Origin of the sequence: Streptomyces sp. NPDC051243 (assembly GCF_044455405.1) — a bacterium.
Lineage (GTDB): Bacteria > Actinomycetota > Actinomycetes > Streptomycetales > Streptomycetaceae > Streptomyces.
Window position 1 is genome coordinate 61643 of the sequence record NZ_JBITES010000002.1, and the last position, 23196, is coordinate 84838.

A 23196-nucleotide genomic window follows, 5' to 3' on the forward strand; every position below is an offset into this window, starting at 1 on the left:
TACGAGCGCTGCTGCCGCATCAGGGAGGCCGACACCGAGCCGCCCCGCCCCAACTCCCTACCAGTCACCGGCCGTTGAACCCGTCTCCCCACCGCCCCGCCCGCATCTGCCCTTGCGAGCGCGAACGCATCCTCCAACGCCGCCGCGCCCACTGGATCGCCGCCTACGGCATCGACGCACCCCCGCGCCCTGTCCACGGAGAGAAGACGCCCGCATGAGCCGCCGTACCGAAGAACCACTCGCCGCACCGGACACCTGCGCACTCCGCCTTCTCCCCTGGACCGCCGCCGACGGCAAACCCTGCTACCTCAGCACCGACGGCGACCACAGCAGGCTCTCCCGGCTCGCCGACGACATCGAGGCGGCCCAGCTCCACTCCGGCGAACAGGTCCTGACCGGCTCACGAGCCGTCCTGGCCGACGCCAAGGCGGGCGAGCGTGCGGTGAGGTTCGCGCTCACGCGGGCCACCGAGTCCCTCGCGGACGTACTCCGCATCGCGGTCAGCCGTGGTGAGCGCATCGAGGCAGCGGACAGGTGACGCGGCCATGCATCGTCGCCGGCCCCCTCTCGCGTTCTACCGTGGATCTCCGGCCTTCACGTCTCACCTCAGCCGGAGAAGAGGAGCCGTCCGTGACATCGACCGGACTCCGAGCCCCGCGAGACCTACGAGTGGTCGCCGTCGACATCGGCTCCGTACGAACGGGTTCCTTCGCCTGGGCGGCCGTCGACGTGCCGGGGGACACGGGCCCGTTGCCGGAGGCGCTCGCCGGGTACGGGAGTGACCCGGCGACGGCGGTCGAGGCGGTCGCTGAGGCGTTGGGGAGCGGTGGGCGGGCGGTGCTCGCGCTGGAGGCGCCGATGGCCGTGCCCGTGCCGGGGGACTGGGCGCTGCTGGGCAAGGGGCGTGCCGGGGAGGGGAACCGGCCCTGGTCCGCGAGTGCGGGGGCCAGGGCGCTCGGGACGGGGCTCGTGCAGGGCGCGTGGATGCTCGCCGAGCTGGGGCGGAGGGTGAGCGGGCTGTCGGTCACGACTCAGGTCCCGCGCTGGAGGCGGGGTGCCGCGCGACTGCTCCTCGTGGAGGCCTTCGTGTCAGGGGCCGGGAAGCCGGTGGCCACCGTCCTCGGTCAGCACGCCGCCGATGCCGAGGCGGCCGCCCGGGTGGTGGCGGAGCGACTGGTGAGCGGGGGCGCGACCGATGTGGTGTGCGCGCCGCAGCGGGCGTTCAACCTGCTGGCGGCACAGGCCATGTGGGCGGGGCTGGACATCCGGGATGACGAGCTGGCGTTGGACGTACTGGTCGTACGTGCCCGGCCGGTCGTGCGGTGACGACTCTCACGGCCACGGCTCTCACGTCCCCGACCCTCACGTCCCCGACCCTCACGTCTCCGTCCGGTACATGAGGTCCGTCTCGTACGTCACGAACCCCAGCCGCTCGTACACCGAAACCGCCGCCTTGTTGTCGGCATCGACGTACAGCATCGCCGTCGGCAGCCCCTGTGCCGCAAGATGCCGCAGTCCGATCGTCGTCAGCGCCTTGCCCAGGCCGCCGCCCTGCGCTCCCGGCCGTACGCCGAGGACGTACACCTCGCCGAGTCCCTCCTCCGCGTGGACCTTCGTCCAGTGGAAGCCGATGAGCTCGCCCTCCCGCTCCGCCAGGAAGAAGCCGGCCGGGTCGAACCACGGCTCGGCCTTGCGGTCGTCGAGGTCGCGCTGGGTCAGGGAGCCCTGTTCGGGGTGGTGGGCGAACGCGGCGGCGTTCGCGTCGAGCCAGGCCGCGTCGTCCTGGCCGGGCACGAAGGCGCGGACCGTCACGCCCTGGGGGAGCACCGGGTCCGGCAGGTTGAGGTCCGCCAGCGAGCGGCGCATCTGGCGGAGTTCGCGGAAGAGGGTGAGGCCGAGCACCTGGGAGAGGTGCCGGGCGGCGGCGTGGCCGCCGTGGGCCCACACCCGCAGCCGCTTGCCGGAGGCGGCGAGCAGGGCCGAGCCGAGCGCGCGGCCGTGGCCGTGACCGCGGTGCGCGGGGTGGACGACCAGTTCGGCGGCCGGGGCCTCCACCGGGTCGGTGTCCTCCAGTTGGGCGTAGCCGACGAGTTCGCCGGCGACCGTGAGCAGCAGATGCGACACGCCCTCGCGTTCCCCGCCGCGCAGTTGCAGCCGGCCCTGCTCGGACACCGCCTGCTGCCCGTCGTTCCGGGCGGCCTCCGCCAGCAGCTCCAGTACGGCCTCGGTCCGTTCCGGGGAGAGCGCGGAGCGGGTCTCGATGGAGCGGGTGGGGAGGGGGCGTGCGCTGTCGTCGCTGGTCATGCGTACGAGGGTAAAGGGCGTGCCCGGCAATGTGGCGGCAACGGCTCAGGCGCGGGGGCGGCCACGGCTCAGGCAGGGCGGCCGGCAAAGGTTCAGGCAAGGGACCGGCAAAGGTACAGGCAAAGGGAAACCAGAAAGTAACCATGAACCTCTGTCGCGCTACGCGCGTTGACTCTAGGCTGCGGCCCGACGGGGCCATGTCACTTTCGACCCACAGGGGGGCGTATGCCAGCCGAGTCACGCGCGCACCAGCGCCGTAGACGCCGTACTCACCTTCTCCTCGCCGGAGCCGCCGGTCTCGCCACCGCGGGTGCGCTGGCCGCGGCGCTTCCCGCGACGGCGACGGCGGAGGAGGCCTCCGCCAAGCACGGTGGCGATTACCCGTACAGCCGCTACCAGGACGTCCAGCTGCTGTCCTTCAACGACCTGCACGGCAACCTGGAGCCGCCCGCCGGTTCCTCCGGCCGGCTCACCGAGGTGCAGCCGGACGGCTCGACGAAGACCATCGAGGGGACGGGCGGCGTCGAGTACCTCGCCACGCACCTGCGTAAGGCCCGCGAGGGCAAGAAGTACTCCATCACCGCCGCTGGTGGTGACATGGTGGGCGCCTCCCCGCTCATCTCCGGTCTCTTCCACGACGAGCCCACCATCGAGGCGCTGAACAAGCTCGACCTGGACGTCACCTCGGTCGGCAACCACGAGTTCGACGAGGGCGCCAGGGAACTGGCCCGCCTGCAGAACGGCGGCTGCCACCCGACCGCCGGCTGTTACGTCGAGGGCGAGGAGTTCGAGGGCGCCGACTTCCCGTATCTCGCCGCGAACGTCCTGGACGAGAAGACCGGCAAGCCGATCCTCAAGCCCTACTGGGTGTGGAAGAAGCGGGACGTCAAGATCGGCTTCATCGGCGTCACCCTGGAGGACACTCCGGGCGTCGTCTCCGCCGAGGGCGTCAAGGGCCTGAAGTTCAAGGACGAGGTCGAGACGATCAACAAGTACGCCAAGGCGCTCCAGCGCCAGGGCGTGAAGTCGATCGTGGCCCTCATCCACGAGGGCGGGGCCCCGGCCTCGTCCGCGTACAACTACGACTGCGACGCGCCGGGCGCGGGCGACGGCATCTCCGGCCCGATCGTCGACATCGCCAAGAACATCACCCCGCAGGTCGACGCGCTGGTCACCGGCCACACGCACGCGGCGTACGTCTGCTCGATCGCCGACCCGTCGGGCAAGCCCCGCATGGTCACCTCGGCCGCGTCCTTCGGCCGTCTCTACACGGACACGACGCTCACGTACGACCGCTTCACCGGCGACATCGCCCGTACGTCCGTGAAGTCGGCGAACCGCGTGGTCACCCGGGACGTCCCCAAGGCGCCCGACATGACCGAGCTGATCAGCAAGTGGAACACCCTCGCGGCGCCCATCGGCAACCGCGCCATCGGCTACATATCCGGCGACATCTCCAACACCGGTACCGAGTCCCCGATCGGCGACCTGATCGCGGACGCGCAGCTCGCGCACGGCAAGGAGCTGGACCCGGAGACGGACCTGGCGCTGATGAACCCGGGCGGTATCCGGGCACCGCTGACCTACGCGGCCAAGGGCAGTGAGGGCGACGGTGTGGTGACGTACGCCGAGGGCTTCACGGTGCAGCCGTTCTCCAACACGGTGAACCTCCAGGACTTCACCGGCGCGCAGCTCGTCCAGGTGCTCAAGGAGCAGGTGAGCGGCACGAACGCGGCCTCCCCGAAGATCCTCCAGGTGTCGTCCGGTCTGACCTACACGCTGGACCTGACGAAGACGGGCGCCGACCGGGTCGTCTCCGACTCGATCAAGCTGAACGGCGAGGCCATCAACCCGACGGCCACCTACCGCGTCGCCACCAACAGCTTCCTCGCGGGCGGCGGCGACGGCTTCCCGACGCTGGGCCAGGGCACCAACGACCTGGTCGGCTCGGACGACCTGACGGCGCTGGAGAAGTACCTGACGGCCAACTCCTCGGCCGCCAACCCGATCGCGCCGCCGGCTGCGAACCGGATCACGGTCGTGAAGTAGTCCGATCACGGTCGTGAAGTAGTTCAACGCACTACTTGGTGAAGTGGCGTGAACTAGATCGCAAACCTCCGGTAGAGGTTGCGGGTGGGGGGCGTGCGCATGGTCGGATGGGCCGATGCGTTCCCCCCACCACATAACGACGCATCCCTATACAAACCCGTACGAGGAACTCGGCAGACTGGACGACGTCGGCAGACTGGACGACGGTCCGCTGGAGGAGTTCTTCCACGAGGACCGGCAGGACGAGCGGGAAGAGGCGGAGGCCCAGGACGACCCCTGGGCCCCGCCCAACCACCGCCGTAACGGCCGGCGCAGGCGGAGAGGCCGGTTCGCGGGCCTGCCGCTCGCGCTGAAGGCCGTGGTCGGTCTCGTCGTTCTCGCCGCCTTCCTCGCCCTCGCCGACCGCTGGGCCCTGCTGTACGCCGAGCGCAGAGCGGCGGACACCCTCAAGGACCGCCTGAATCTGGCGGCGGCCCCCGAAGTCGAGATCGGCGGCTTCCCCTTCCTCACCCAACTCGCCGACGAGCGGCTGGACTCGGTCAAGGTGACCGTGCCCGACGTGGCCGCCGACCGGGTCTCCCTCGCCCAGGTGACGGCGACCGCGAGAGGCGTACGACTGGACACCGACGGCCCCGGGTCGGTGCGCGGCGCCGACGTCCCGGAGCTGGAGGGCGACGTCCTGCTCTCCTTCGCCGACCTGAACCGTGAACTCGGCGCGTCCCAGGTCACGTTCACGGGCGAGGGCCGCGACCGGGTCCTGGCGCGCGGCACGCTGCCGGTCGCCGGGCACGATCTGCGGGTGCGTGCGGAGGCCCGCATCCTGCGCGACGGCGACCGCGGCATCGCGACGCACATCGGCGGAATGCGCCTGGAGATAGGTGACCTGGCCACGTACCGGCCCGGCGTCCGCGCCTCGGAGGGCCTGCATCTGAGCCGGCAGTCGGTGACCCGCCTCGCCCACGAGACCCGCAAGGCGAAGGCACTGCTGTCGATCCCGTCGGTCGTCCGGCGGCTCGGGGTCCCCGACTCTGTCGTTCGCGAGGCCCTGCGCAACGAGTCCAAGCTCAGCGAGCTGACCGGCACCCCGCGCTTCGCCCACCGCGCGATGCAGCTCAACCTCGTCGACCTGGCCCTCGAACACCCCGCGCTGCTCAAACGGCTCGGCTTCGACCCCGCCCTCCTCGACGCCCTGCCCCGCCTCACCCGCCCGGTCCTCGCCGACCAGCTGTCCCTGGGCTTCCGGCTGCCCGAGCCGCCCAGCGGGCAACTGCGGCTGCGGGATGTGCGGGTGGAGGAGGACGGGATCAGGGTGCGGTTGGAGGGGGCCGGGCTGACGGTCGGGCGCTCCCGCTGACACCTGTCGCACCCCGGGAAGTCGGTCACCCCGCACAGCATCACCGGCCGGGAACAGAACCACCCTCAGGGGGCCTCTGGGCGTGGTCACCGTCGACATCTGGGCGTGGTCACCGTCGACATCTGGGCGTGGTCACCGTCGACGTCGACTCCCCCGGCATGCTCGGCTTCCACTGGCGCCGGGCATGCCGGGTACTCCCACCGCTCGCGGTCGTCAGACCCGGTGGACGCGCTGAGTCGTCAGCTCGTAGCGGGCGCCGACGATGGCCAGCTTGCCGGAGGCCACCTTCGCGGCGAGGTCCGGCTCCGCTGCGAGGTGGGCGCGGACGGCCCGTACGTTGGCGTCGATCGTGGAGTCGACGCGGGCGTCGCCCTCCACGGTGTGGTCTATGTTCGGCGCTATCTGGTCGGCGATGTACTGGATGTGCGCGGGCAGCCGCTCACCGGACTCCTCCGCGGCGACAGCCGCCTTCACCGCACCGCACGACTGGTGCCCGAGCACCAGGACCAGCGGGATGTCCAGTTCCAGCACGCCGTACGCGACGCTGCCGAGCACGGCCTCGTCCAGGACCTCACCGGCGCTGCGCACGGTCATCAGGTCGCCGAGGCCCTGGTCGAAGACCAGCTCCGGCGGCACCCGGGAGTCGATGCAGCCGAGGACGACGGCGAAGGGGTGCTGACCCGACGTCAGGGCCTGCCGCACGGCGGGCGATTCGTCGGGGTGCCGCTCACAGTAGGTGCGCCAGCGCTGGTTGCCGGCCGCGAGTTCCCGGAGGGCTTCCTCGGGGGTGCTGGGCCGGCGACGGGTGGCGGCGGCCGGAGCAGCGGGAGCCGCCGGAGCGGCGGAGGCGGGGGTCGAGCCGAGGGTGGTCGCGGCGCCCAGGGCCGCCGCCCCCGTCAGCCCGGCGCGAAGGAGTGCGCGCCGGGCGAAGGTGGATATGGCCGGCTTGGTGCCGGCACCTCTGTCGGAGTTCACGCAGAGGAACGTATGCCCGAATTCGGCGGCGAACGTTCGCGTTACTGAATCATGGCCGGGCGCGGGAGATTCCTGGCCGGAGCTTGGTCCGTCCTTGGCGTTCTCCCACGCCTTTCTTGACCTTTCAAGAAGTCGGATCTTCGCGGCAACCTTTTCGGCCTCTCGGACCACTCAGTGGTGTCCGGCCAGGTGGTCCGGTCAGAGCAACGGCTGAAAGAGAGCGCAGGCATGTCCCTTGAACGGGAGCACAGACGTCACCGTACCGACGGCGGCGCCCGCGGTAGAGGCCCGATGCACCGTAGCCGTCGGCTGTTCGCGCGTCGGGGTCTCTGGGCGGGTCTCGCCATGGTGGTCGTGGCCGGCTCTGCTGTCGTGGTCACCCAGGCTTCGGCAGATCAGAAAAAGACCCCGGATCTGAAGAAGTGGTACGTGCTGGTCAACCGCAACAGCGGCAAGGTGCTGGACGACCGCGGCTCCGCCAAGAACGACGGCGCGGCGATGGTGCAGTGGAGCCGTCACGGCGGGGCCAACCAGCAGTGGCGGTTCATCGACTCGGGTGACGGTTACTACCGGCTGCAGAACCGGACCTCGGGCAAGGTGCTGGACGACCTCGGCTGGTCGAAGACCGCCGGCTCCGCCATCGTGCAGTGGAAAGACCTGAACGGCACCAACCAGCAGTTCAAACTGGCCAAGTCGTCGAACGGCTACGTGCGTCTGGTCAATCGCTTCAGCGGCATGGCTGTCGGTGTCAAGGACGCCACCAAGGCCAACGGGGGCGACATCGTCCAGAACCGCGACCGGGGCGGCGCCAACCAGCAATGGAAGCTCGTTCCGGCCGGTAGCGTCGGCGGCACCGGGAACCCGGGGAACTCTGGCAGCACGCCCACGCCCGGCGGCAGCGCTCCGGCGAGCCCGGCTCCGAGCGGCACCCGCCCGGCGTCGCCGTCGGCGTCTCCGGCCCCCACCAACGGCACGTCGACGAAGCGTTTCATGGGCAGTGACACGGTGCTCATCGGCGGCTCGATGACTGACGCCTCGGCGAACGCCGCGCCGTTCGACATGCGCTACGCCTATGTGCACAGCCAGCCCGCGCCCTCGTCGGACTACTACACGGCCGCGCGCTGCAAGGACGAGTGGTCGAGCTGGTGGGGCTGTTGGAACGGCAGCACCACGGCGCCCGGCACTTACGTGACCTGGCGGGACAGGGTGGCGGCCGAGGCGACGTACAAGGGCAGCCCGCGTCCGCAGAAGATGCTCTGGACCTGGTACTCGTTGCGCGACCTCGGGGATGCGGCAGGCGAGGGCGACGGCCCGGGCGAGGTCAAGGCCATCAACCGGCGTGACCTGCTCACCCGGTACCTGAACGACTACCGTTTCTTCCTCCAGAAGATCGGCAAGTCGCACGACGCGATCGACCTTGAGCCCGACTTCTGGGGCTTCGCCCGGACGCTCGGCAATCTGCACCAGGTTCCCGCGCAGGTCTCGAGCGCGAATCCGACGGATTGCGGATCGCAGGAGAACAGCGCCGCCGGACTCGCCCAGTGCCTGATCTCGATGGCGCACAAGTACGCGCCGAACGCCGCCGTGGGGCTGCACCTCTCCTGCTTCGACTGGGAGACCGACGTCCAGAAGTGCGTCAAGGACTACGCGGACCTCGGGGCGAAGAACGCCGACTTCTTGGTCACCGACGTCTCGGACCGCGACGCGGGCTGGTACGCACTGCCGGCCCACGGCAGCCGTGACACCTTCTGGACCGACCAGAAGGCCACCGCCGCGCTGAAGTTCTGGAAGACGATGGCCGAGTCCGTGGGCAAGCCGGTGGTCCTGTGGCAGATCCCCGTGGGCAACATGGCGCAGAACAACACGCCCGACCACTACAAGGACGACAAGGTGGACTGGCTGTTCGCGCACATGGACCAGGTGGCGGACGCCCATGTCGCCGGCCTGCTGTTCGGTGCGGGGTGGACGGAGCAGACGACGCCCGAGACCGACGGCGGAAACCTGATCCGCAAGACGATCGCGTATCACAACTCGGGCCGTACACCGCTCAAGTAGGCGCCAGGCGTGCATGCGGCCCCATCTCTTCGATGGGGCCGTCGCGGCCCGCCTCGCCGTTCAGCAGCGCTCACCGCGGCTGACCGCGATGCGGAGTACGTCCTCCAGGGACTCCGTGGCACGCGTGAGCGCGAAGCGCACGGCACGCTGGCCTTTATGTCCATAGGACTGGTCGTCGGCGCCCGGGCCAAGACCGAGGAGGCCGCCAATGGGATGGCCCAGCTCGTCGTCCTCCCGATGGCCTTCCTCTCCGGCTCCTTCCTCTCCGGCTCCCCGCTCGACTCCGCGCCGCGGTGGCTTCGTACGGTGTCGGAGATCCTGCCGCTCAAGCATCTCGGCGATGCGTTGCAGGGCGTACTGTCCCGAGGCGAAGGCTGGTCCACGGCCCTGCCCGTCATCGCGGGTCTGCTCGCCTTTGCCGCCGTCCTGACACTGATCGCCGCCCCCCTGTTCCGCTGGGACGAGGCGTGACCGGCGTGCCACCGGCGGCGCGGTCCTCTGCTTCCCCTTCGTCGTGCACGCGTCCGTTGCGGCCGTACGGCGGTTCAGTCGGCGCCCAGTTCCAGGGCGCCGATGACCTCGCCGCCCGCGCGGTCGGGGAACGACCGAAGATCCGCAGATCGTGGCGCCGCAGCGCTCAGCCGACCTGCTCGAAGACCATCGACCACCAGCTGTCCGGCTGAGCGAACGCGTAGCGGTCGCGGGCCTGGAGGTATTCGACGAGCTTGTCCGTGTACGGGGCGCGGTCCTGCGGCGCGGCGTTCTCCAGGTGCTCGGTGCGCAGCGCGAAGCGGTACAGGAACTCGACGAAGTCGGCGAGGGTCCGGTTCACGATCTCGGCCTGCGGTTCCTCGCCGAACGACATGAGGATCACGTAGCCGCGCTCCATGTCGAGGCAGTACCGCAGCGCGGGGTCGTCGGTCGGTCCGCCCAGCACGAGGATGCGGGTCTCCTCGCGGCCCGCGGCCACCGGCACCACGGTGAAGGGGTCGAGCCCCTCGTCGGCGGTGTCGAGGGTGAACAGGACGTCGACGAACATGGGCACACCGACGTCGCACAGCACCTCCGCGTCCGCCTCGGACAGCCCGCGCTCCTCGGCGACGGCGCGGTCCAGCGTGACCACGCGGCCCGCGCCGAACAGCTCCGTCATCTCGTCATGGGTGGCCATGCGTCCTCTTCGTCCCCCGTACTTTGTACGTTCAGCCGGTGAGACCGGCCCGTCGCAGCAGCTTCAGCCAATCGCTGTACTCCCACAGCTCGTCGTCGATCGACTCCAGCCGTGCGTACTCGGCGGGAGTGACCAGGCGCTCCAGGAAGTACGCCTCAACACTCGGTGCGAGCGGCTCGAAGCGCTCAGCGTCGACCCACTCCCAATGTTCGTCCGGGATACCGAGGACACCGCCGCCCGCGCGGTCGAGGAAGACCGGTGTGTCGCCGATCAACCCGATGCAGAACAGCTTCTCCGGAGACAGCTCCAGCGGGGAGTCGACCACCGGCCCGCAGTAGAACTGGTGCTCTTCGGCCTCCTCCAGGCCGAAGAGCTGCACATTCGGCCCGCAGCTCACGCCGTCCAGCACCCGGCAGAAGTCCAGGAACTCCCGCGGCACCCCGTCGGCCTCGGCGGCGGCCGCCGTCTCTTCGTCGATCGTCCCGCCGAGCGTGAAGCTGAGCACGTCAGGGCTCTCCGCCAGTGCCAACCGCAGAGCGTCCACCGTCGTGATCAGACGGGACGATGCAGGGCTCGCGCCGGTCATCCGGCCACCCTATAGGCGGCTACGGCATAGGCGGCTACGGCATAGGCGGCTACGGCGTCTCCGGCGGAGGGGTAGCCGCCCCCGGCAGCCGTACCGTCGCCACCGTGCCCCCGCCCTCCGCGCGGGCCAGCGTCACCTGCCCGCCCGCCTGCTCGACCGTACGCGCCACGATCGACAGGCCAAGCCCCGAGCCCGGCAGGGCGCGTGCGCTCGGGGAGCGCCAGAAGCGGTCGAAGACGTGCGGGAGTTCGTCGGCGGGGATGCCGGGGCCGTGGTCGCGGACGGTGAGGACGCCTTCGTGCAGGGCGACCTCGATCGCGCCGCCTTCCGGGCTGAACTTCACCGCGTTGTCGAGGACGTTGACCACCGCGCGCTCCAGCGCCGCCGGTTCCGCGCGGACGTACCAGGGCTGGAGGTCGGCGTTGATCGTCAGCTCCGGGCCCCGGAGACGGGCGCGGCGCAGGGCCGACTCGACCGTGTCCTCCAGGGAGAGCACCTGGACGCGTTCGCCGCGCTGGCCCTCCGAACGGGACAGCTCCTGCAAGTCGCCGATCAGGGCGGCCAGTTCGGTCATCTGCGCCTTCACCGAGGCGAGGAGTGCCTTGCGGTCCGCCTCGGGGATGGGGCGGCCCGTCTCCTCGCTGCGGGTGAGGAGTTCGATGTTGGTGCGGAGGGAGGTCAACGGCGTACGGAGTTCGTGCCCGGCGTCGGCGATGAGCTGCTGTTGGAGCTCGCGCGAGCTGGCCAGGGCCGACGTCATGGAGTTGAAGGAGCGGGAGAGGCGGGCGACCTCGTCCTCGGCCTCGTCTTCCACCGGGATACGGATGTTCAGGTCCTCGGTGCGTGCGACGTGCTCGACCGCCTCTGTGAGCTTGTCCACGGGACGTAGGCCCGCGCGGGCGACTGCGAGTCCGGCGGCTCCGGCGCCGACCACTCCGATGCCGGAGACGAGGAGGAGGATGAGGGCGAGGTCGTTGAGGGTGGACTCGGTCCCCTTCAGCGGGACGGCGATCTGCAGGGCGGCGTTCTTGGCCACATAACGGCCCTCAGCGCCGTCGATGACGAGCGCCGTGGTCAGCACACGGACCGAGTGACCGTCGCTGTCGCTGCCGTTTCGGATGGTCCCGTTGCCGACCACCGGGCTCTTGGCGACGTCCTTGTCGCTGTCGGCGACCTTCACCATGGCGGTGGAGCTGCCGAAGAGGCACGCCTTGCCACTGGTGTCGACGATCTGGGCGTAGCCCTTGACCCGGCCGAAGGGAAACGTCTGCGACGGCGACTGCGCGCAGGTGTCGAGAACGGCCGCCACCTGTGCTTCCGGCAGCGCACGAGGCACTCCGGACTCCAAGTCGTCGTTGAGCTCGCCGTACAGCTTCCCCTGCACGATGAACCAGCACGTCACCGAAACCGCCGCCACCGCGAACGCCACCGCCGCCGCCACCAGCAGCGCCAGCCGCGACCGGATCGGCAGCGACCGGAACCGGCGCAGGACCTTGCTCACTCCGCCCCGCCCTGCCGCAGCACATACCCCACACCCCGGACCGTGTGCACGAGCCGCGGCTCGCCACCGGCCTCGGTCTTGCGGCGCAGGTACATGACGTACACGTCCAGGGAGTTCGACGACGGCTCGAAGTCGAAGCCCCACACCGCCTTCAGGATCTGCTCCCGGGTCAGCACCTGACGCGGATGCGCCATGAACATCTCCAGCAGCGTGAACTCCGTACGGGTCAGCTCCACCGGCCGCCCACCCCGCGTGACCTCCCGCGTCGCGAGGTTCATGCGCAGGTCGGCGAAGGTCAGCGCCTCGTCTTCCTCCGCCGGGCCCGCACCGGCCGCCGCCGCGTAGGAGCTGCGCCGCAGCAGCGCGCGGACCCGGGCGAACAGCTCGTCCAGCTCGAACGGCTTGACCAGGTAGTCGTCGGCCCCGGCGTCCAGTCCCGTCACACGGTCACCGACGGTGTCGCGGGCGGTGAGCATGAGGATCGGCGTCGTGTCGCCGGCGCCGCGGATACGTCGTGCGGCGGTGAGGCCGTCCATGCGGGGCATCTGGATGTCCAGGATCACCAGCTCGGGCCGGTAGGCGGTCGCCTTCTCCAGGGCGTCGGCGCCGTCGACCGCGACCTCCGTGTCGTAGCCCTCGAAGGCGAGGCTGCGCTGGAGTGCTTCACGCACCGCCGGCTCGTCGTCGACGATCAGGATGCGCTGGGGGTCACGGTCGCCATCGGCGGGGCTCATGGGCTCGGGATCCTCGGGTGCGGTGGGAGGGGGCTGGGACGAGGGCTGAGCGGGCTTGAACGCTTTCAGCCTCGCATGCTCTCAGCCTCGTACGGTACGGCGGCGGGAGCGGGTCGCGGTGGTCCTGCGGCCTGCGCCGAGGCCGGCGGTCGCCAGCTCCGGCGCCCGGGACGGGGCCGTCGGCGCGTGCAGGGCGCCGGCGATGGCGAGGGCCAGTGCGACGTCGGCTGCGCCGATACCGGTCATGGTGTGCTCAACCTGCTGGATCATCACGCACTCCTTCAGTTCTGCGAGCCCGAGCGCAGCTTGGCGAGGTCGGACTTGACGGTGTTGATCGGGATGGCGAAGCCGAGGCCCACGCTGCCCGCGTCGGACGAGCTCGAGCCGGAGGCCGAGTACATCGCCGAGTTGATGCCGATGATGTTGCCGTTCATGTCGATCAGCGCGCCGCCGGAGTTGCCGGGGTTGAGGGACGCGTCCGTCTGTATCGCCTTGTACGTCGTCGTCGACGACCCGGTGTCGCCGTTGAACTGCTGACCGCCGAACTCGAACGGCCAACCGCCGCCCCCGCCCTGCTGTTGCTGCTGCCCCTGGCTCTCGTCCGTCGAGACGGTCACGTCACGGTCGAGCGCGGAGACTATGCCGCTGGTGACCGTGCCGGTCAGGCCTTCGGGGGAGCCGATCGCCACGACCTCGTCGCCGACCTGGACGCCGTCGGAGTCGCCGAGCGTGGCCGCCGTCAGGCCGGACGCGTTCCGCAGCTTGATCAGCGCGAGGTCCTTGCTGCTGTCGGTGCCGACGACCTCGGCGGTGTACTCCTTGCCGTCGCTGGTCGTCACCTTGACCTGGGAGGCACCGGAGACGACGTGGTTGTTCGTGATGATCTCGCCGTCACTGGTGATGATCACGCCGGAGCCGGTGGAGGACCCGGCGTTGGACTGGGCGTTGATCTCGACGATGCTCGGGCTGACCGCCTTGGCGACCCCGGAGACCGTGCCCTTCTGGCTGGACGGGACGACGTTGGTGCTGGTGGAGCCGGCCGCGGCGACGGTGTCGTTGCCGGTCAGCTCCTGGATGCCGTACGCCGTGCCGCCGCCGATCGCCGCGGCGACGATCGCGACGGCCGCCAGGAGGGCGACGGGACCGCGGTTGCGGCGCCGCGACTTCGGCGGCCGGGCGACGGGCTCGGTGAGGAGAGCGGTTGGGGCGCCCGCGGCGCCGCCCGGCTGGACCGTCGGCTCGTGCGCCGGCGGGGGCGGCCACTCCGGGTTCACGGGGGAGGAGGCGTGCTGCTGGGCGCCCTGGTACGGGTTGTCGTAGTCGCCGCTGCGGCGGAAGCTCTCGGTCATGGAAAAGAGCTTGTCGACCGACCATGAGAGCTTCCTGAGTGCTGACTGAGAAGCCCGGCAGAAGCTCGTATGCCCGATATAAAGCCCGTACTGGGGGCTGGGCGGGGTCTCTCAGAGGTCTCTCAGAGAAGGCTCGGGGAGACGCCTGACGTCCGCTTACAGCGGCCAGGGGCGGACGTGTGTGCTGGCCGCGCCGACCGCCGCTCTCGCCGCCCGTTCGACCAGTGAGATCCCTCTCTCCATGGTCGGGTTGCCGTCGCTGAGAACCGAGACCAGATACCGGTGTCCGTGCACGGTGACCTGGCCGACGCTGTTGATGATCCACAAGCCGGTCGGCTGCCGCTGCAGCCAGCCGTTCTTGAGGGCCCAACGGGAGCCTGGGGAGCCGGCCGCGGAGATCCCCCAGTCCTGGTCGGGGTCGATCCGGCCCATCAGGCTGCGGATGTAGGCGCGGGACTCCCGGCTGAGCCTTGCGCGCGTGCGGGGGAAGCGCTCCGGTCCTCGGGCGAAGACCGCACGCAGCAGCTGGACCTGGTCCGTGGCCGTGGTGCGGGTGAGGCCCCAGCGGATGCCGGGACCGCCCCGGGTCGAGGAGAGCCCCAGCCGTTCGTTCGCCGCGTCGAGGCCTTCCGCTGCGCCGATCTCCCGCCACAGGACGTTGGTCGCGTCGTTGTCGCTGCTGCGGATCATCTCCGCGGCGTTGCGGCGCTCGGCGGCTGTCAGCTCGCGGTCCTCGTCCGCCGCCTGCAGCAGCAGCGTCGCGAGGATGTCCACCTTGATGATGCTCGCCGTCTCGAACCTCGCGCGCTTGCCGTATGACGCGATCTGCCGGTTGGCGCTGTCGAGGTCGAGCACCGCGACCGCCAGCCGGGTGTCGCCGCCCGGAAGGAGTGGCCTGAGCGCCCGCGCGAGGGTCGCGCCGCGATTCTGGCGCGGCGGTGCCTCCGGTCCGGGGATCGGCGCACTCGCCCGGACCAGGGGCGTCCGCGCCTCGTGGGGCGTGCCGGTGGCGGAGCACGCGGTGAGCGACGCCGCGACCGTGGTGGCGGCGCAGAGCCTCAGCGCGTACGCCCGGAGGCCGCGCGTCGTGTTCGTCCGGTTCGGTCCGTCGGGCATGGCAGGGCAGGCCTCGGTGTGTCCGGGGAGCGGCGATGAGTGGTCAGAGAAAGGCGATCAATCAGGAAAATAGGACAAGCCGGACGTGGAGGCGGTGATTGACACCCGGGACAGCCGGGACAGCCGGGAAAACGGCGGAAATGGAAGAAACGACCGAGACCCCGAAGTCTCAGGCGCACCCACAGGACCGCCGCACGACGAGCCGCGACGGAAACACCTTCAGGCGCTCACGCCGTGACCCCGCCACCCGCAGCCCGTCGTCCAGGACCAGATCCACCGCGGCCCGGGCCATCGCCGACCGGTCCGACGCGATGGTCGTCAGCGGCGGATCCGCGAGCGCCGCTTCCTTGATGTCGTCGAACCCGGCGACCGCGAGCTCCCCCGGCACATCGATCCGCAGCTCCCGCGCAGCCCGCAGCACACCGATGGCCTGGTCGTCGGTGGAGCAGAAGATCGCGGGCGGGCGGTTCGGTCCGGAGAGGATCTCCAGCGCTATGCGATAGGCGTCGTACCGGTTGTACGGCGCCTCGAACAGCCGCCCCTCGGTCGGGATCCGCGCCTCGGCCATCGCCCGCCGCCAGCCCTCGACGTGGTCGGAGACCGGGTCGCCGACCGCCGGGGTCTCCGCGGTGCCGCCCATACAGGCGACGTACTCGTAGCCGTGCTCCAGCAGGTGGCGTACGGCGAGCTGGGCGCCGCCGAGGTCGTCGGTGACGACGGCGACGTCGTCGATGGCCTCGGGCCGCTCGTGGAGGAGCACGACCCGGGCGTCCCACGCCTCGATCTCGGCGGCGGCCAGGTCGTTCAGGGCGTGGGAGACGAGGATGAGCCCCGAGACGCGCATTCCGAGGAATGCCCTCAGGTAGTGGACCTCGCGCTCGCCGACGTAGTCGGAGTTGCCGACGAGGACCATCTTGCCGCGCTCGGCGGCGGCCCACTCGACCGCGTGCGCCATCTCGCCGAAGAAGGGCTGGCGCGCGTCCGGCACGATCAGGCCTATGAGATCCGTGCGCCGCGAGGCCATCGCCTGGGCGACCCGGTCGGGCCGGTAACCCAGCTCCTTGATCGCGGCGAGGACACGCTCGCGCGTGGCCGGGGCGACCGGCCGGGGTCCGTTGTTGATGACGTAGCTGACGACGGCAGTGGAGGTCCCTGCCAGTCGCGCGACGTCATCGCGAGTCACCTTGGCCACGCGCGGAGTCTACGCGGATGGACCCGCTCTGGGCAGGGCGTGAAGGAGCTTCCCTGTCGCCCGGCTGTCACCCCGCTGTGCGACGCGACGCCGGTGACGCCCTGCCCGGGCGTTCCCCGTGCCTTTCTAGGCCTCGGCCGGGACCTCGGCGCCGTCCAGGGCGTCCGCCTCGTCCGCATCCTCCGGCTTTGCGCGGCCGGCCTTGGCCTTCGCCTCCTCGGCGGCCCGGTCGATCTTCTCCGGAGTAACGAATCGATAACCGACGTTCCGTACGGTTCCGATGAGTGACTCGTGCTCGGGTCCGAGCTTGGCGCGCAGTCGTCGTACATGGACGTCGACCGTCCGGGTGCCACCGAAGTAGTCGTAGCCCCAGACCTCCTGCAGCAGCTGCGCGCGCGTGAAGACACGGCCCGGGTGCTGGGCGAGGTACTTCAGGAGCTCGAACTCCTTGAAGGTGAGGTCGAGGACGCGGCCCTTGAGTTTCGCGGAGTAGGTCGCCTCGTCGACCGACAGGTCGCCGTTGCGGATCTCCATGGGCGAGTCGTCGTTGACGATCTGCTGGCGGCCCATCGCGAGCCGGAGCCGGGCCTCCACCTCCGCGGGGCCGGCGGTGTCGAGCAGTACGTCGTCGATGCCCCAGTCGGCGGTGACGGCGGCGAGGCCGCCCTCGGTGACGACGAGGATGAGCGGGCAACCGGGTCCGGTCGAGCGCAGGAGCTGGCACAGGCTGCGGACCTGCGGCAGGTCACGCCGGCCGTCGATGAGGATGACGTCGGCGCCGGGGGTGTCGACGAGGGCGGGTCCCTCCGCCGGCGCCACCCGCACGTTGTGCAGCAGCAGGCCGAGTGCGGGGAGCACCTCCGTCGACGGCTGGAGGGCATTGGTCAGGAGCAGCAGAGAACTCATACGTCTGGTTCCTCCTCGGTCCCTGCGAGGACATGTTCGGTGCGGAACTGCTCTGCGATCCCGAAGGCCCGTACACCTGCGGTTTCCCGCGTCGTATACAACGCTTCCGAAAGCACAAAAGGACCCGGGGGCTACGCTGCCCGAGTCCTCTGCCCAGCAGAATAGCCCACATGAGCATTGGTCCGGCAGGTCATGTGGCACGATCGACGGTTCGTCCGAACTCTGAGACGACCAGACGTACACCTTTGCGGACGTTTCTGCACACCGAAGACGGTGTGACGATCGATTCCGTATACGACCCGGGTCCGGTCGTATACGACTCCTCCCGTCCATCTGCCGGTGACCTGGTGTTCGTCGTCGCCCATGGCTTCACCGGGGACGTCGACAAGCCGCACGTCCGCCGCGTCGCGGAGGCCTTCACCCGGCACGGAGCCGTCGTCACCTTCTCCTTCCGGGGGCACGGCGCGTCGGGCGGGCGGTCGACGGTCGGCGACCGGGAGGTGCTCGACCTGGCGGCCGCGGTGCGATGGGCGCGCGAACTCGGGCACGCGCGCGTGGTGACCGTCGGCTTCTCGATGGGCGGCTCGGTGGTGCTGCGGCACGCGGCGATCCACGGCGACGGCGGTGCCCAGGCCGACGGGATCGGGGCGCGTACGGACGCCGTGGTGTCCGTGAGCGCGCCGGCGCGCTGGTACTACCGGGGCACGCCCCGCATGCGCCGCCTGCACTGGCTGGTCACCCGGCCCGAGGGACGTCTGGTGGGACGCTACGGATTCCGTACCCGGATCCATCACCGCGAGTGGAGTCCGGTACCGATGTCCCCCGTGGAGGCGGTCCCCCGCATCGCCCCGACCCCGCTGCTGATCGTGCACGGCGACCGGGACGGCTACTTCCCCCTCGACCACCCCCGCATGCTGGCCCAGGCGGCCGGTGACCACGGCGAACTCTGGCTGGAGCCGGGCATGGGCCACGCCGAGCACGCGGCCGGCGACGCGCTGCTGCACCGCATCGGGCACTGGGCCGTCTCCCAGGGCGGCTAGCCTGACGGGGTACACAGCCGATCGATTGAGGAACCGGATGCCAAAGGTCACGGTGCGCTACTGGGCCGCAGCGAAGGCCGCGGCCGGGATCGCCGAGGAGCCGTTCGACGCGGCCACCCTCGCCGAGGCGCTCGACGCGGTGCGCGAGCGACACCCCGGGGAACTGACGCGCGTACTGCGGCGATGCTCGTTCCTCGTCGACGGTGACCCCGTGGGCACCCGCGAACATGAGACGGTACGGCTGGCCGACGGCGGCACGGTCGAGGTGCTCCCGCCGTTCGCAGGAGGGTGACGATGAGCGACCAGCCGTATCAGGGAAACCAAGGGCACCAGGGCCACCAGGGCCACCAGGGCCACCAAGGGCAGGGATACGACGGGTACGACCCGTATCAGCAGCCCGCGGCGCAGGCGTGGCCCGGGCAGCAGCAGCCGCACGACGATCCGCAGGCCGCCCAGCAGTACACGCAGCAGTGGCAGGGGCAGACCTGGGAGACGCAGGTGCACACGCCGGTGACGTCGGCACCGGCGGCCGGTGCGGCGTCTGCGGCCCCCGCTGCGGAGACGGCGTATCTGCCGTCGCAGGGGGCCGGGGCGTACCCGGGGTACGGGGAGACGGGCCAGGCCGGCTGGGACGGTGCGCCGCAGGCCCACGCCCAGGCCCAGGCTCAGGCCCGGTACCAGCCCCAGCCCCAGCCCCAGGCCCAGTTCCCGTCCCCCGCGCAGCACCAGAGCGGGACGCGGACCCACGCCCCGGAGCCTGGCAATCCCGGAGCACCCGGCACGGACGCACAGCCCGGCGACGATGACGGCCCCGCCTACGGCCCCGCGACCGTCTCCGGCAACTCCCGCATCACGGACGCCCAGCGCGCCCGCCTCGAGGGCCGTTCGCCGATCATCGAGCCGGGGATGCAGCCGGCCGCGCTCACGGCGCTGCTGGGGCTGCTGCTCTCGGGCGCGGCGGCGATCGGGTCGTACGCCCTCGTGGTCCCCCTCGTCCTCCTGCAGGCGGTGACGGCGGCGGGCTGGTTCCGGCTGAACGGCATGTGGCCCGCCCGGCAGGGCATCGCGCTCGCCTTCGCGGGCGCGCTGACGGCGGACGTGGCGTTGCTCGCGGCCGACCGCGCGCCGGCGGCGATTCTCGGGACGCTGGGTGTGTGGGTGCTGCTGGCGCTGGTGCTGCAGCTCCGTTCGCACGCCGACCCGGACGAGCGGATGTACGGCCTGATGGCGACGGTCGCCTCGGCGGCACTCGCGATCATCGCGGCCGGGTACCTGGCGGCCGAGGGGGACGCGGTGACGGTGGGTGCGATGGCGGTCGCGGTCGCCGTTGTGGCGCGGGCCCTTCCGTTGCCGACACCGGCCTCCGTGGCGGTCTCGCTGCTCGCCGCGGCGGGTGCGGGGGTCGCCGGGGGAGCGATGACGGGGCTGGGTGCGAGCGGGGCGATGCTCGGGGTGGGTGCGGCGGTGTGTGCGCTGATCGGCCATCGGGTGGCCGGCTACGACTACCCGTCGCGCTTCGTGCACTTCACGGCGGGCGTGGCCCTGCCGCTGGCGGCGGCCGCGCCTGCGGTGTACGTGCTGGGGCGGGCGCTGGCCTGAGGGCACCCCCTGTCACAGGTGATCGACAATCCGCCGGTCACCGCCACCTCAGGGTTACCCTCGCGCTGGGCGGCCACCCGGTCGTCCGTAGCCGTCATGACCGCCATGACCCGTCGTCGACGTCGTGACCGTCGTCGTCGACGACCGCCGAGGTGGGGGGAACACCACAACATGCGCGCCCTGCGAATACTGCTGATCGTCGTCGTGATACTCGGCGGTCTCTTCGTGCTGGCCGACCGGCTCGCCGTCGGGTTCGCCGAGGACGAGGCGGCCGGCAGGCTCCAGGCCAGTGAGGACCTCGCCGCCACCCCGGACGTGTCCATCAAGGGCTTCCCGTTCCTGACCCAGGTCGCGAGCGGCACGCTGGACGACGTCGAGGTCGGCATCAAGGACTACGAGGCCGCCACCGGCACCCAGGGCGGGACGATCCGGATCGACGACCTCACGGCCAGCATGAAGGGCGTCGAGTTCTCCGGCGACTACAGCTCCGCCACCGCGGCCACCGCCACCGGCACCGCGTCCGTCACCTACGCCGAGCTGCTGAAGACCGCCAAGTCCGAGCCCACCCAGATCGCCCCCGGCGTCACCGCCAACGTCGTCGGTCTCTCGGACGGCGGCAACGGCAAGATCAAGGTCGCCGTCGAGGCCACCGTCCTCGGCAACAAGCTGCCCGATCCGGTCTACGTCCTCAGCACGGTCACCGCACAGGGCGACACCGTCCGGGTCCACGCGGACGACCTGCCCAGCTTCGGCGGCGTCGACCTCGCCGAGTCCCGGGTCCGCGCGATCACCGACTTCGAGCAGAAGATCGACGGCCTGCCCGGCGGCATCCAGCTCGACAAGGTCCAGGCGGCGAAGAACGGCGTCGAGATCACGGTGAAGGGTTCGAACGTCCGCCTCGCCGGGTAGTACGGCGAGCGGTGAACGTGCCGCGTCCAATTGGCGAGACAGTGTCGTCCGTACCGCAGATGCAACCCGGGACGCCCGCCTCCGCAAGCCCTGCGGCGGCCATTCCGACACTGTCTCCTTCCCACATTCCGGATGATCCTGTCTCAGGATGCGACACAGCGGTGACACGCCCGCATGTCCGTCCCTACGATCGAGCCCATGAAGCGACAGGCGGATCTCACGAAGCGGCGGGCAGTAGACCTGTGCCGCGTTGCCGCCATGCTCTGTCGCCCCTTCTGAGCGGAAGCTCCGACTTCCGCGTTTTCCCTCGCCCTGACCAGGGCACAGGTGCGCCGTCTCGGCACGAGCGCGCGCACCCCACGCACTCGCACGCCCCGCCGCCGCAACTGCCCCGGAGGAGAGAAGAGCATGAGCCGCAGCGACGTCCTCGTCGACGCCGACTGGGTCCAGGAGAACCTGGACAACCCCGACATCGCGATCGTGGAGGTGGACGAAGACACGTCCGCCTACGAGAAGAACCACATCCGCAACGCGATCCGCATCGACTGGACGAAGGACCTGCAGGACCCGGTCCGCCGTGACTTCATCGACCAGGAGGGCTTCGAGAAGCTCCTGTCGGCGAAGGGCATCGCCAACGACACCCTGGTGATCCTCTACGGCGGCAACAACAACTGGTTCGCGTCCTACGCCTACTGGTACTTCAAGCTCTACGGCCACGAGAACGTCAAGCTTCTCGACGGCGGCCGCAAGAAGTGGGAGCTGGACGCCCGCGAGCTGGTCGAGGAGGTGCCCGAGCGTCCGACGACCGAGTACAAGGCCAAGCCGCAGGACACCTCCATCCGCGCGTTCCGCGACGACGTGGTGGCGGCCATCGGCTCGCAGAACCTGGTCGACGTCCGCTCCCCCGACGAGTTCAGCGGCAAGCTGCTCGCCCCGGCCCACCTGCCGCAGGAGCAGTCGCAGCGTCCGGGCCACGTCCCGACCGCCCGCAACATCCCGTGGTCGAAGAACGCCAACGACGACGGCACCTTCAAGTCGGACGACGAGCTCAAGGAGCTCTACGCCGAGGAGCAGGTGGACCTGGCGAAGGACACCATCGCCTACTGCCGTATCGGTGAGCGCTCCGCGCTGACCTGGTTCGTCCTGCACGAGCTGCTCGGTGTGGAGAACGTCAAGAACTACGACGGCTCCTGGACCGAGTACGGCTCCCTGGTCGGCGTTCCGATCGAGCTCGGCGCCAACAAGTAACCCACCCACCCGCAGAACCGACCGGCCTTCCTTCCGGTCAGACCCCTTCTGGAGAAAGACATGTGTGGAGCGAAGGCCGGCGGCCCCGACGCCTCGACGATCAAGCCCGGTGAGACCACGATCCAGGGTCAGGTGACCCGCGACGGCGAGCCGGTGACGGGCTACGTCCGTCTGCTGGACTCGACCGGCGAGTTCACCGCGGAGGTCCCCACCTCCGCCACGGGCCAGTTCCGCTTCTACGCGGCCGAGGGCACCTGGACCGTACGTGCGCTCGTCCCCGGCGCCACGGCCGACCGTACGGTCGTCGTCGCCGAGAAGGGTGCTCTCGCCGAGGTCGCCATCGCGGTCTGAGCGAGCGCAGCAGCCGAAGGGCCGCACCCCGCGGGTTGGACGCCTGGGGTGCGGCCCTTCTGCCTGCCGGTGCCGTACGGGCCTACGCTGGACGTATGTACGCACGGCGACGGCACCAGTACTTCGCCATGATGGGGACCTGCGTCACGCTCTTCGTCCTGGCCTGGGGCGTCGTACGCATCTGGTCGGTTCCGGTGGCCGTGGGCATGTGCCTGGTCGCCATGGTCATCCCGCCGCTCGCCGCGATGGTCGCCAACCGGCGGGGGCCGGAGGACCGCTGGTGGGACGACCCCTCCGGGGACCCTCAGTCCGACGAGTGGTGGGACGAACTGGACGGCAAGAAGCGGCGGCAGTGAGAAGGCGTGCGGACGACTCTCAGTAGACGAGCGCCTGCGTCTCGTCCGCGAGCGCCTCCTGCACGAACACCTGCGCCCCCGCGATCCGTACGCCCTCGATGACGTCCTTCTCGGTGATGTCCCGGCGGGCCGCGCACTGAGTGCACAGGGTGAGCCGGCCGCCCGCGAGGACCGACTCGAGGAGGTCGGGCAGCGGGGCGGCGTGCGGCAGTTCGAACTCGGCGGCACGGCCCGGCAGCGCGAACCAGGCGGACTCACCGGTCAGCCACAACGACACCTCGACCCCACTCGCGACGGCCACCGCCGCCACCGTGAACGCCTGCGAGCAGCGCTCGGGGGCGTCCGCCCCGGCCGTCACCTTGATCACGAGCTTCTTCGCCATGGCCGAATCGTAATCAATCGCC

Annotated in this window: 26 protein-coding genes; 14 read left to right on the plus strand and 12 right to left on the minus strand. The window is 70.5% G+C overall.

What is annotated here, in order from left to right; translation table 11 throughout:
• Positions 1-214: 214 nt before the first annotated feature.
• Together ACIBAG_RS04020 and ACIBAG_RS04025 are read left to right on the plus strand one after the other, a co-directional pair.
• On the plus strand, positions 215-538 hold the full coding sequence (locus tag ACIBAG_RS04020) for a hypothetical protein (RefSeq protein WP_399100716.1): 324 nt from the start codon (positions 215-217) through the stop codon (positions 536-538).
• Positions 539-630: 92 nt separating this feature from the next.
• Complete coding sequence (locus tag ACIBAG_RS04025) at positions 631-1326, plus strand: hypothetical protein (RefSeq protein WP_399100718.1); 696 nt, start codon at positions 631-633, stop codon at positions 1324-1326.
• A gap of 51 nt (positions 1327-1377) precedes the next feature.
• Here the strand turns inward: ACIBAG_RS04025 and mshD are convergent, their stop codons facing one another.
• Complete coding sequence (gene mshD / locus ACIBAG_RS04030; protein WP_399100720.1) at positions 1378-2304, minus strand: mycothiol synthase; 927 nt, start codon at positions 2302-2304, stop codon at positions 1378-1380.
• A gap of 225 nt (positions 2305-2529) precedes the next feature.
• Here mshD and ACIBAG_RS04035 point away from each other — a divergent pair, with 225 nt between their 5' ends.
• The gene (locus ACIBAG_RS04035; RefSeq protein ID WP_399100723.1) at positions 2530-4353 is read left to right on the plus strand and encodes a bifunctional metallophosphatase/5'-nucleotidase; all 1824 of its coding nucleotides are present in this window, start codon (positions 2530-2532) and stop codon (positions 4351-4353) included.
• Between the two features lie 115 nt (positions 4354-4468).
• Positions 4469-5707, plus strand: coding sequence for a DUF2993 domain-containing protein (locus ACIBAG_RS04040; RefSeq protein WP_399100725.1), 1239 nt, complete (start codon positions 4469-4471; stop codon positions 5705-5707).
• 213 nt (positions 5708-5920) lie between these two features.
• On the opposite strand, the gene ACIBAG_RS04045 is transcribed toward ACIBAG_RS04040, so the two are convergent.
• Positions 5921-6682: a carbonic anhydrase gene (locus tag ACIBAG_RS04045; protein WP_399100727.1), complete on the minus strand. Its 762-nt coding sequence runs from the start codon at positions 6680-6682 to the stop codon at positions 5921-5923.
• Positions 6683-6973: 291 nt separating this feature from the next.
• Between ACIBAG_RS04045 and ACIBAG_RS04050 the strand changes: the two genes are divergently transcribed.
• Together ACIBAG_RS04050 and ACIBAG_RS04055 are read left to right on the plus strand one after the other, a co-directional pair.
• A complete protein-coding gene (locus ACIBAG_RS04050) occupies positions 6974-8737 on the plus strand; it encodes an RICIN domain-containing protein (RefSeq protein ID WP_399100729.1) in 1764 nt (587 codons plus the stop codon).
• A 156-nt stretch (positions 8738-8893) separates the two neighbouring features.
• Positions 8894-9208, plus strand: coding sequence for an ABC transporter permease (locus ACIBAG_RS04055; RefSeq protein ID WP_399100731.1), 315 nt, complete (start codon positions 8894-8896; stop codon positions 9206-9208).
• A gap of 166 nt (positions 9209-9374) precedes the next feature.
• On the opposite strand, the gene ACIBAG_RS04060 is transcribed toward ACIBAG_RS04055, so the two are convergent.
• The 9 genes from ACIBAG_RS04060 to ACIBAG_RS04100 all read right to left on the minus strand — a co-directional run bounded on the left by ACIBAG_RS04060 (position 9375) and on the right by ACIBAG_RS04100 (position 17289).
• A complete protein-coding gene (locus ACIBAG_RS04060; RefSeq protein ID WP_399100733.1) occupies positions 9375-9905 on the minus strand; it encodes an SUKH-4 family immunity protein in 531 nt (176 codons plus the stop codon).
• A 31-nt stretch (positions 9906-9936) separates the two neighbouring features.
• Positions 9937-10491, minus strand: coding sequence for a hypothetical protein (locus ACIBAG_RS04065; protein ID WP_399100735.1), 555 nt, complete (start codon positions 10489-10491; stop codon positions 9937-9939).
• 49 nt (positions 10492-10540) lie between these two features.
• Complete coding sequence (locus tag ACIBAG_RS04070; RefSeq protein ID WP_399100737.1) at positions 10541-11992, minus strand: ATP-binding protein; 1452 nt, start codon at positions 11990-11992, stop codon at positions 10541-10543.
• Entirely contained in the window at positions 11989-12726 is a 738-nt protein-coding gene (locus ACIBAG_RS04075; protein ID WP_399100739.1) for a response regulator transcription factor, read from the minus strand. Before ACIBAG_RS04075 ends, ACIBAG_RS04070 begins: the two co-directional genes overlap by 4 nt.
• Before the next feature lie 81 nt (positions 12727-12807).
• Positions 12808-12996 carry a hypothetical protein gene (locus ACIBAG_RS04080; protein WP_399100741.1) on the minus strand — a complete coding sequence of 63 codons (189 nt, stop codon included), beginning with the start codon at positions 12994-12996 and terminating at the stop codon, positions 12808-12810.
• A gap of 11 nt (positions 12997-13007) precedes the next feature.
• Positions 13008-14075 (minus strand): S1C family serine protease, encoded by a 1068-nt coding sequence (locus ACIBAG_RS04085; RefSeq protein WP_399100743.1) that lies wholly within the window; start codon positions 14073-14075, stop codon positions 13008-13010.
• 156 nt (positions 14076-14231) lie between these two features.
• Complete coding sequence (locus ACIBAG_RS04090) at positions 14232-15191, minus strand: serine hydrolase (protein WP_399100745.1); 960 nt, start codon at positions 15189-15191, stop codon at positions 14232-14234.
• Between the two features lie 169 nt (positions 15192-15360).
• Positions 15361-16383 (minus strand): LacI family DNA-binding transcriptional regulator, encoded by a 1023-nt coding sequence (locus ACIBAG_RS04095; protein WP_031479129.1) that lies wholly within the window; start codon positions 16381-16383, stop codon positions 15361-15363.
• Between the two features lie 126 nt (positions 16384-16509).
• On the minus strand, positions 16510-17289 hold the full coding sequence (locus tag ACIBAG_RS04100; RefSeq protein ID WP_399100748.1) for a winged-helix domain-containing protein: 780 nt from the start codon (positions 17287-17289) through the stop codon (positions 16510-16512).
• Between the two features lie 170 nt (positions 17290-17459).
• Between ACIBAG_RS04100 and ACIBAG_RS04105 the strand changes: the two genes are divergently transcribed.
• The 8 genes from ACIBAG_RS04105 to ACIBAG_RS04140 all read left to right on the plus strand — a co-directional run bounded on the left by ACIBAG_RS04105 (position 17460) and on the right by ACIBAG_RS04140 (position 22792).
• Positions 17460-18329 carry an alpha/beta hydrolase gene (locus tag ACIBAG_RS04105; RefSeq protein ID WP_399100750.1) on the plus strand — a complete coding sequence of 290 codons (870 nt, stop codon included), beginning with the start codon at positions 17460-17462 and terminating at the stop codon, positions 18327-18329.
• A 37-nt stretch (positions 18330-18366) separates the two neighbouring features.
• Positions 18367-18621, plus strand: a complete 255-nt coding sequence (locus ACIBAG_RS04110) for a MoaD/ThiS family protein (RefSeq protein ID WP_272119498.1) — start codon at positions 18367-18369, stop codon at positions 18619-18621.
• Positions 18622-18623: 2 nt separating this feature from the next.
• The gene (locus ACIBAG_RS04115; RefSeq protein ID WP_399100752.1) at positions 18624-19928 is read left to right on the plus strand and encodes a hypothetical protein; all 1305 of its coding nucleotides are present in this window, start codon (positions 18624-18626) and stop codon (positions 19926-19928) included.
• A 171-nt stretch (positions 19929-20099) separates the two neighbouring features.
• Positions 20100-20837, plus strand: coding sequence for a DUF2993 domain-containing protein (locus ACIBAG_RS04120; RefSeq protein ID WP_399100754.1), 738 nt, complete (start codon positions 20100-20102; stop codon positions 20835-20837).
• Positions 20838-21035: 198 nt separating this feature from the next.
• The gene (locus tag ACIBAG_RS04125; RefSeq protein ID WP_350751515.1) at positions 21036-21116 is read left to right on the plus strand and encodes an Ms5788A family Cys-rich leader peptide; all 81 of its coding nucleotides are present in this window, start codon (positions 21036-21038) and stop codon (positions 21114-21116) included.
• A gap of 129 nt (positions 21117-21245) precedes the next feature.
• The gene (locus ACIBAG_RS04130; protein WP_399100756.1) at positions 21246-22085 is read left to right on the plus strand and encodes a sulfurtransferase; all 840 of its coding nucleotides are present in this window, start codon (positions 21246-21248) and stop codon (positions 22083-22085) included.
• A gap of 60 nt (positions 22086-22145) precedes the next feature.
• Positions 22146-22436 carry a DUF1416 domain-containing protein gene (locus ACIBAG_RS04135; RefSeq protein WP_004000115.1) on the plus strand — a complete coding sequence of 97 codons (291 nt, stop codon included), beginning with the start codon at positions 22146-22148 and terminating at the stop codon, positions 22434-22436.
• Between the two features lie 95 nt (positions 22437-22531).
• The gene (locus ACIBAG_RS04140) at positions 22532-22792 is read left to right on the plus strand and encodes a DUF3099 domain-containing protein (RefSeq protein WP_399100758.1); all 261 of its coding nucleotides are present in this window, start codon (positions 22532-22534) and stop codon (positions 22790-22792) included.
• 19 nt (positions 22793-22811) lie between these two features.
• Here ACIBAG_RS04140 and ACIBAG_RS04145 read toward each other — a convergent pair whose 3' ends face one another.
• Positions 22812-23174, minus strand: a complete 363-nt coding sequence (locus ACIBAG_RS04145; RefSeq protein ID WP_399100760.1) for a DsrE family protein — start codon at positions 23172-23174, stop codon at positions 22812-22814.
• Positions 23175-23196 lie beyond the last annotated feature (22 nt).

Bases quoted from the DNA above. Each gene is read 5' to 3' on its own strand.
- ACIBAG_RS04020 (WP_399100716.1), top strand. From the start codon at position 215: ATGAGCCGCCGTACCGAAGAACCACTCGCCGCACCGGACACCTGCGCA.
- mshD (WP_399100720.1), bottom strand. From the start codon at position 2,304: ATGACCAGCGACGACAGCGCACGCCCCCTCCCCACCCGCTCCATCGAG.
- ACIBAG_RS04035 (WP_399100723.1), top strand. From the start codon at position 2,530: ATGCCAGCCGAGTCACGCGCGCACCAGCGCCGTAGACGCCGTACTCAC.
- ACIBAG_RS04040 (WP_399100725.1), top strand. From the start codon at position 4,469: ATGCGTTCCCCCCACCACATAACGACGCATCCCTATACAAACCCGTAC.
- ACIBAG_RS04050 (WP_399100729.1), top strand. From the start codon at position 6,974: ATGCACCGTAGCCGTCGGCTGTTCGCGCGTCGGGGTCTCTGGGCGGGT.
- ACIBAG_RS04055 (WP_399100731.1), top strand. From the start codon at position 8,894: ATGTCCATAGGACTGGTCGTCGGCGCCCGGGCCAAGACCGAGGAGGCC.
- ACIBAG_RS04060 (WP_399100733.1), bottom strand. From the start codon at position 9,905: ATGGCCACCCATGACGAGATGACGGAGCTGTTCGGCGCGGGCCGCGTG.
- ACIBAG_RS04065 (WP_399100735.1), bottom strand. From the start codon at position 10,491: ATGACCGGCGCGAGCCCTGCATCGTCCCGTCTGATCACGACGGTGGAC.
- ACIBAG_RS04075 (WP_399100739.1), bottom strand. From the start codon at position 12,726: ATGAGCCCCGCCGATGGCGACCGTGACCCCCAGCGCATCCTGATCGTC.
- ACIBAG_RS04080 (WP_399100741.1), bottom strand. From the start codon at position 12,996: ATGATCCAGCAGGTTGAGCACACCATGACCGGTATCGGCGCAGCCGAC.
- ACIBAG_RS04085 (WP_399100743.1), bottom strand. From the start codon at position 14,075: ATGACCGAGAGCTTCCGCCGCAGCGGCGACTACGACAACCCGTACCAG.
- ACIBAG_RS04090 (WP_399100745.1), bottom strand. From the start codon at position 15,191: ATGCCCGACGGACCGAACCGGACGAACACGACGCGCGGCCTCCGGGCG.
- ACIBAG_RS04100 (WP_399100748.1), bottom strand. From the start codon at position 17,289: ATGAGTTCTCTGCTGCTCCTGACCAATGCCCTCCAGCCGTCGACGGAG.
- ACIBAG_RS04105 (WP_399100750.1), top strand. From the start codon at position 17,460: ATGAGCATTGGTCCGGCAGGTCATGTGGCACGATCGACGGTTCGTCCG.
- ACIBAG_RS04110 (WP_272119498.1), top strand. From the start codon at position 18,367: ATGCCAAAGGTCACGGTGCGCTACTGGGCCGCAGCGAAGGCCGCGGCC.
- ACIBAG_RS04115 (WP_399100752.1), top strand. From the start codon at position 18,624: ATGAGCGACCAGCCGTATCAGGGAAACCAAGGGCACCAGGGCCACCAG.
- ACIBAG_RS04120 (WP_399100754.1), top strand. From the start codon at position 20,100: ATGCGCGCCCTGCGAATACTGCTGATCGTCGTCGTGATACTCGGCGGT.
- ACIBAG_RS04125 (WP_350751515.1), top strand. From the start codon at position 21,036: ATGAAGCGACAGGCGGATCTCACGAAGCGGCGGGCAGTAGACCTGTGC.
- ACIBAG_RS04130 (WP_399100756.1), top strand. From the start codon at position 21,246: ATGAGCCGCAGCGACGTCCTCGTCGACGCCGACTGGGTCCAGGAGAAC.
- ACIBAG_RS04135 (WP_004000115.1), top strand. From the start codon at position 22,146: ATGTGTGGAGCGAAGGCCGGCGGCCCCGACGCCTCGACGATCAAGCCC.
- ACIBAG_RS04140 (WP_399100758.1), top strand. From the start codon at position 22,532: ATGTACGCACGGCGACGGCACCAGTACTTCGCCATGATGGGGACCTGC.
- ACIBAG_RS04145 (WP_399100760.1), bottom strand. From the start codon at position 23,174: ATGGCGAAGAAGCTCGTGATCAAGGTGACGGCCGGGGCGGACGCCCCC.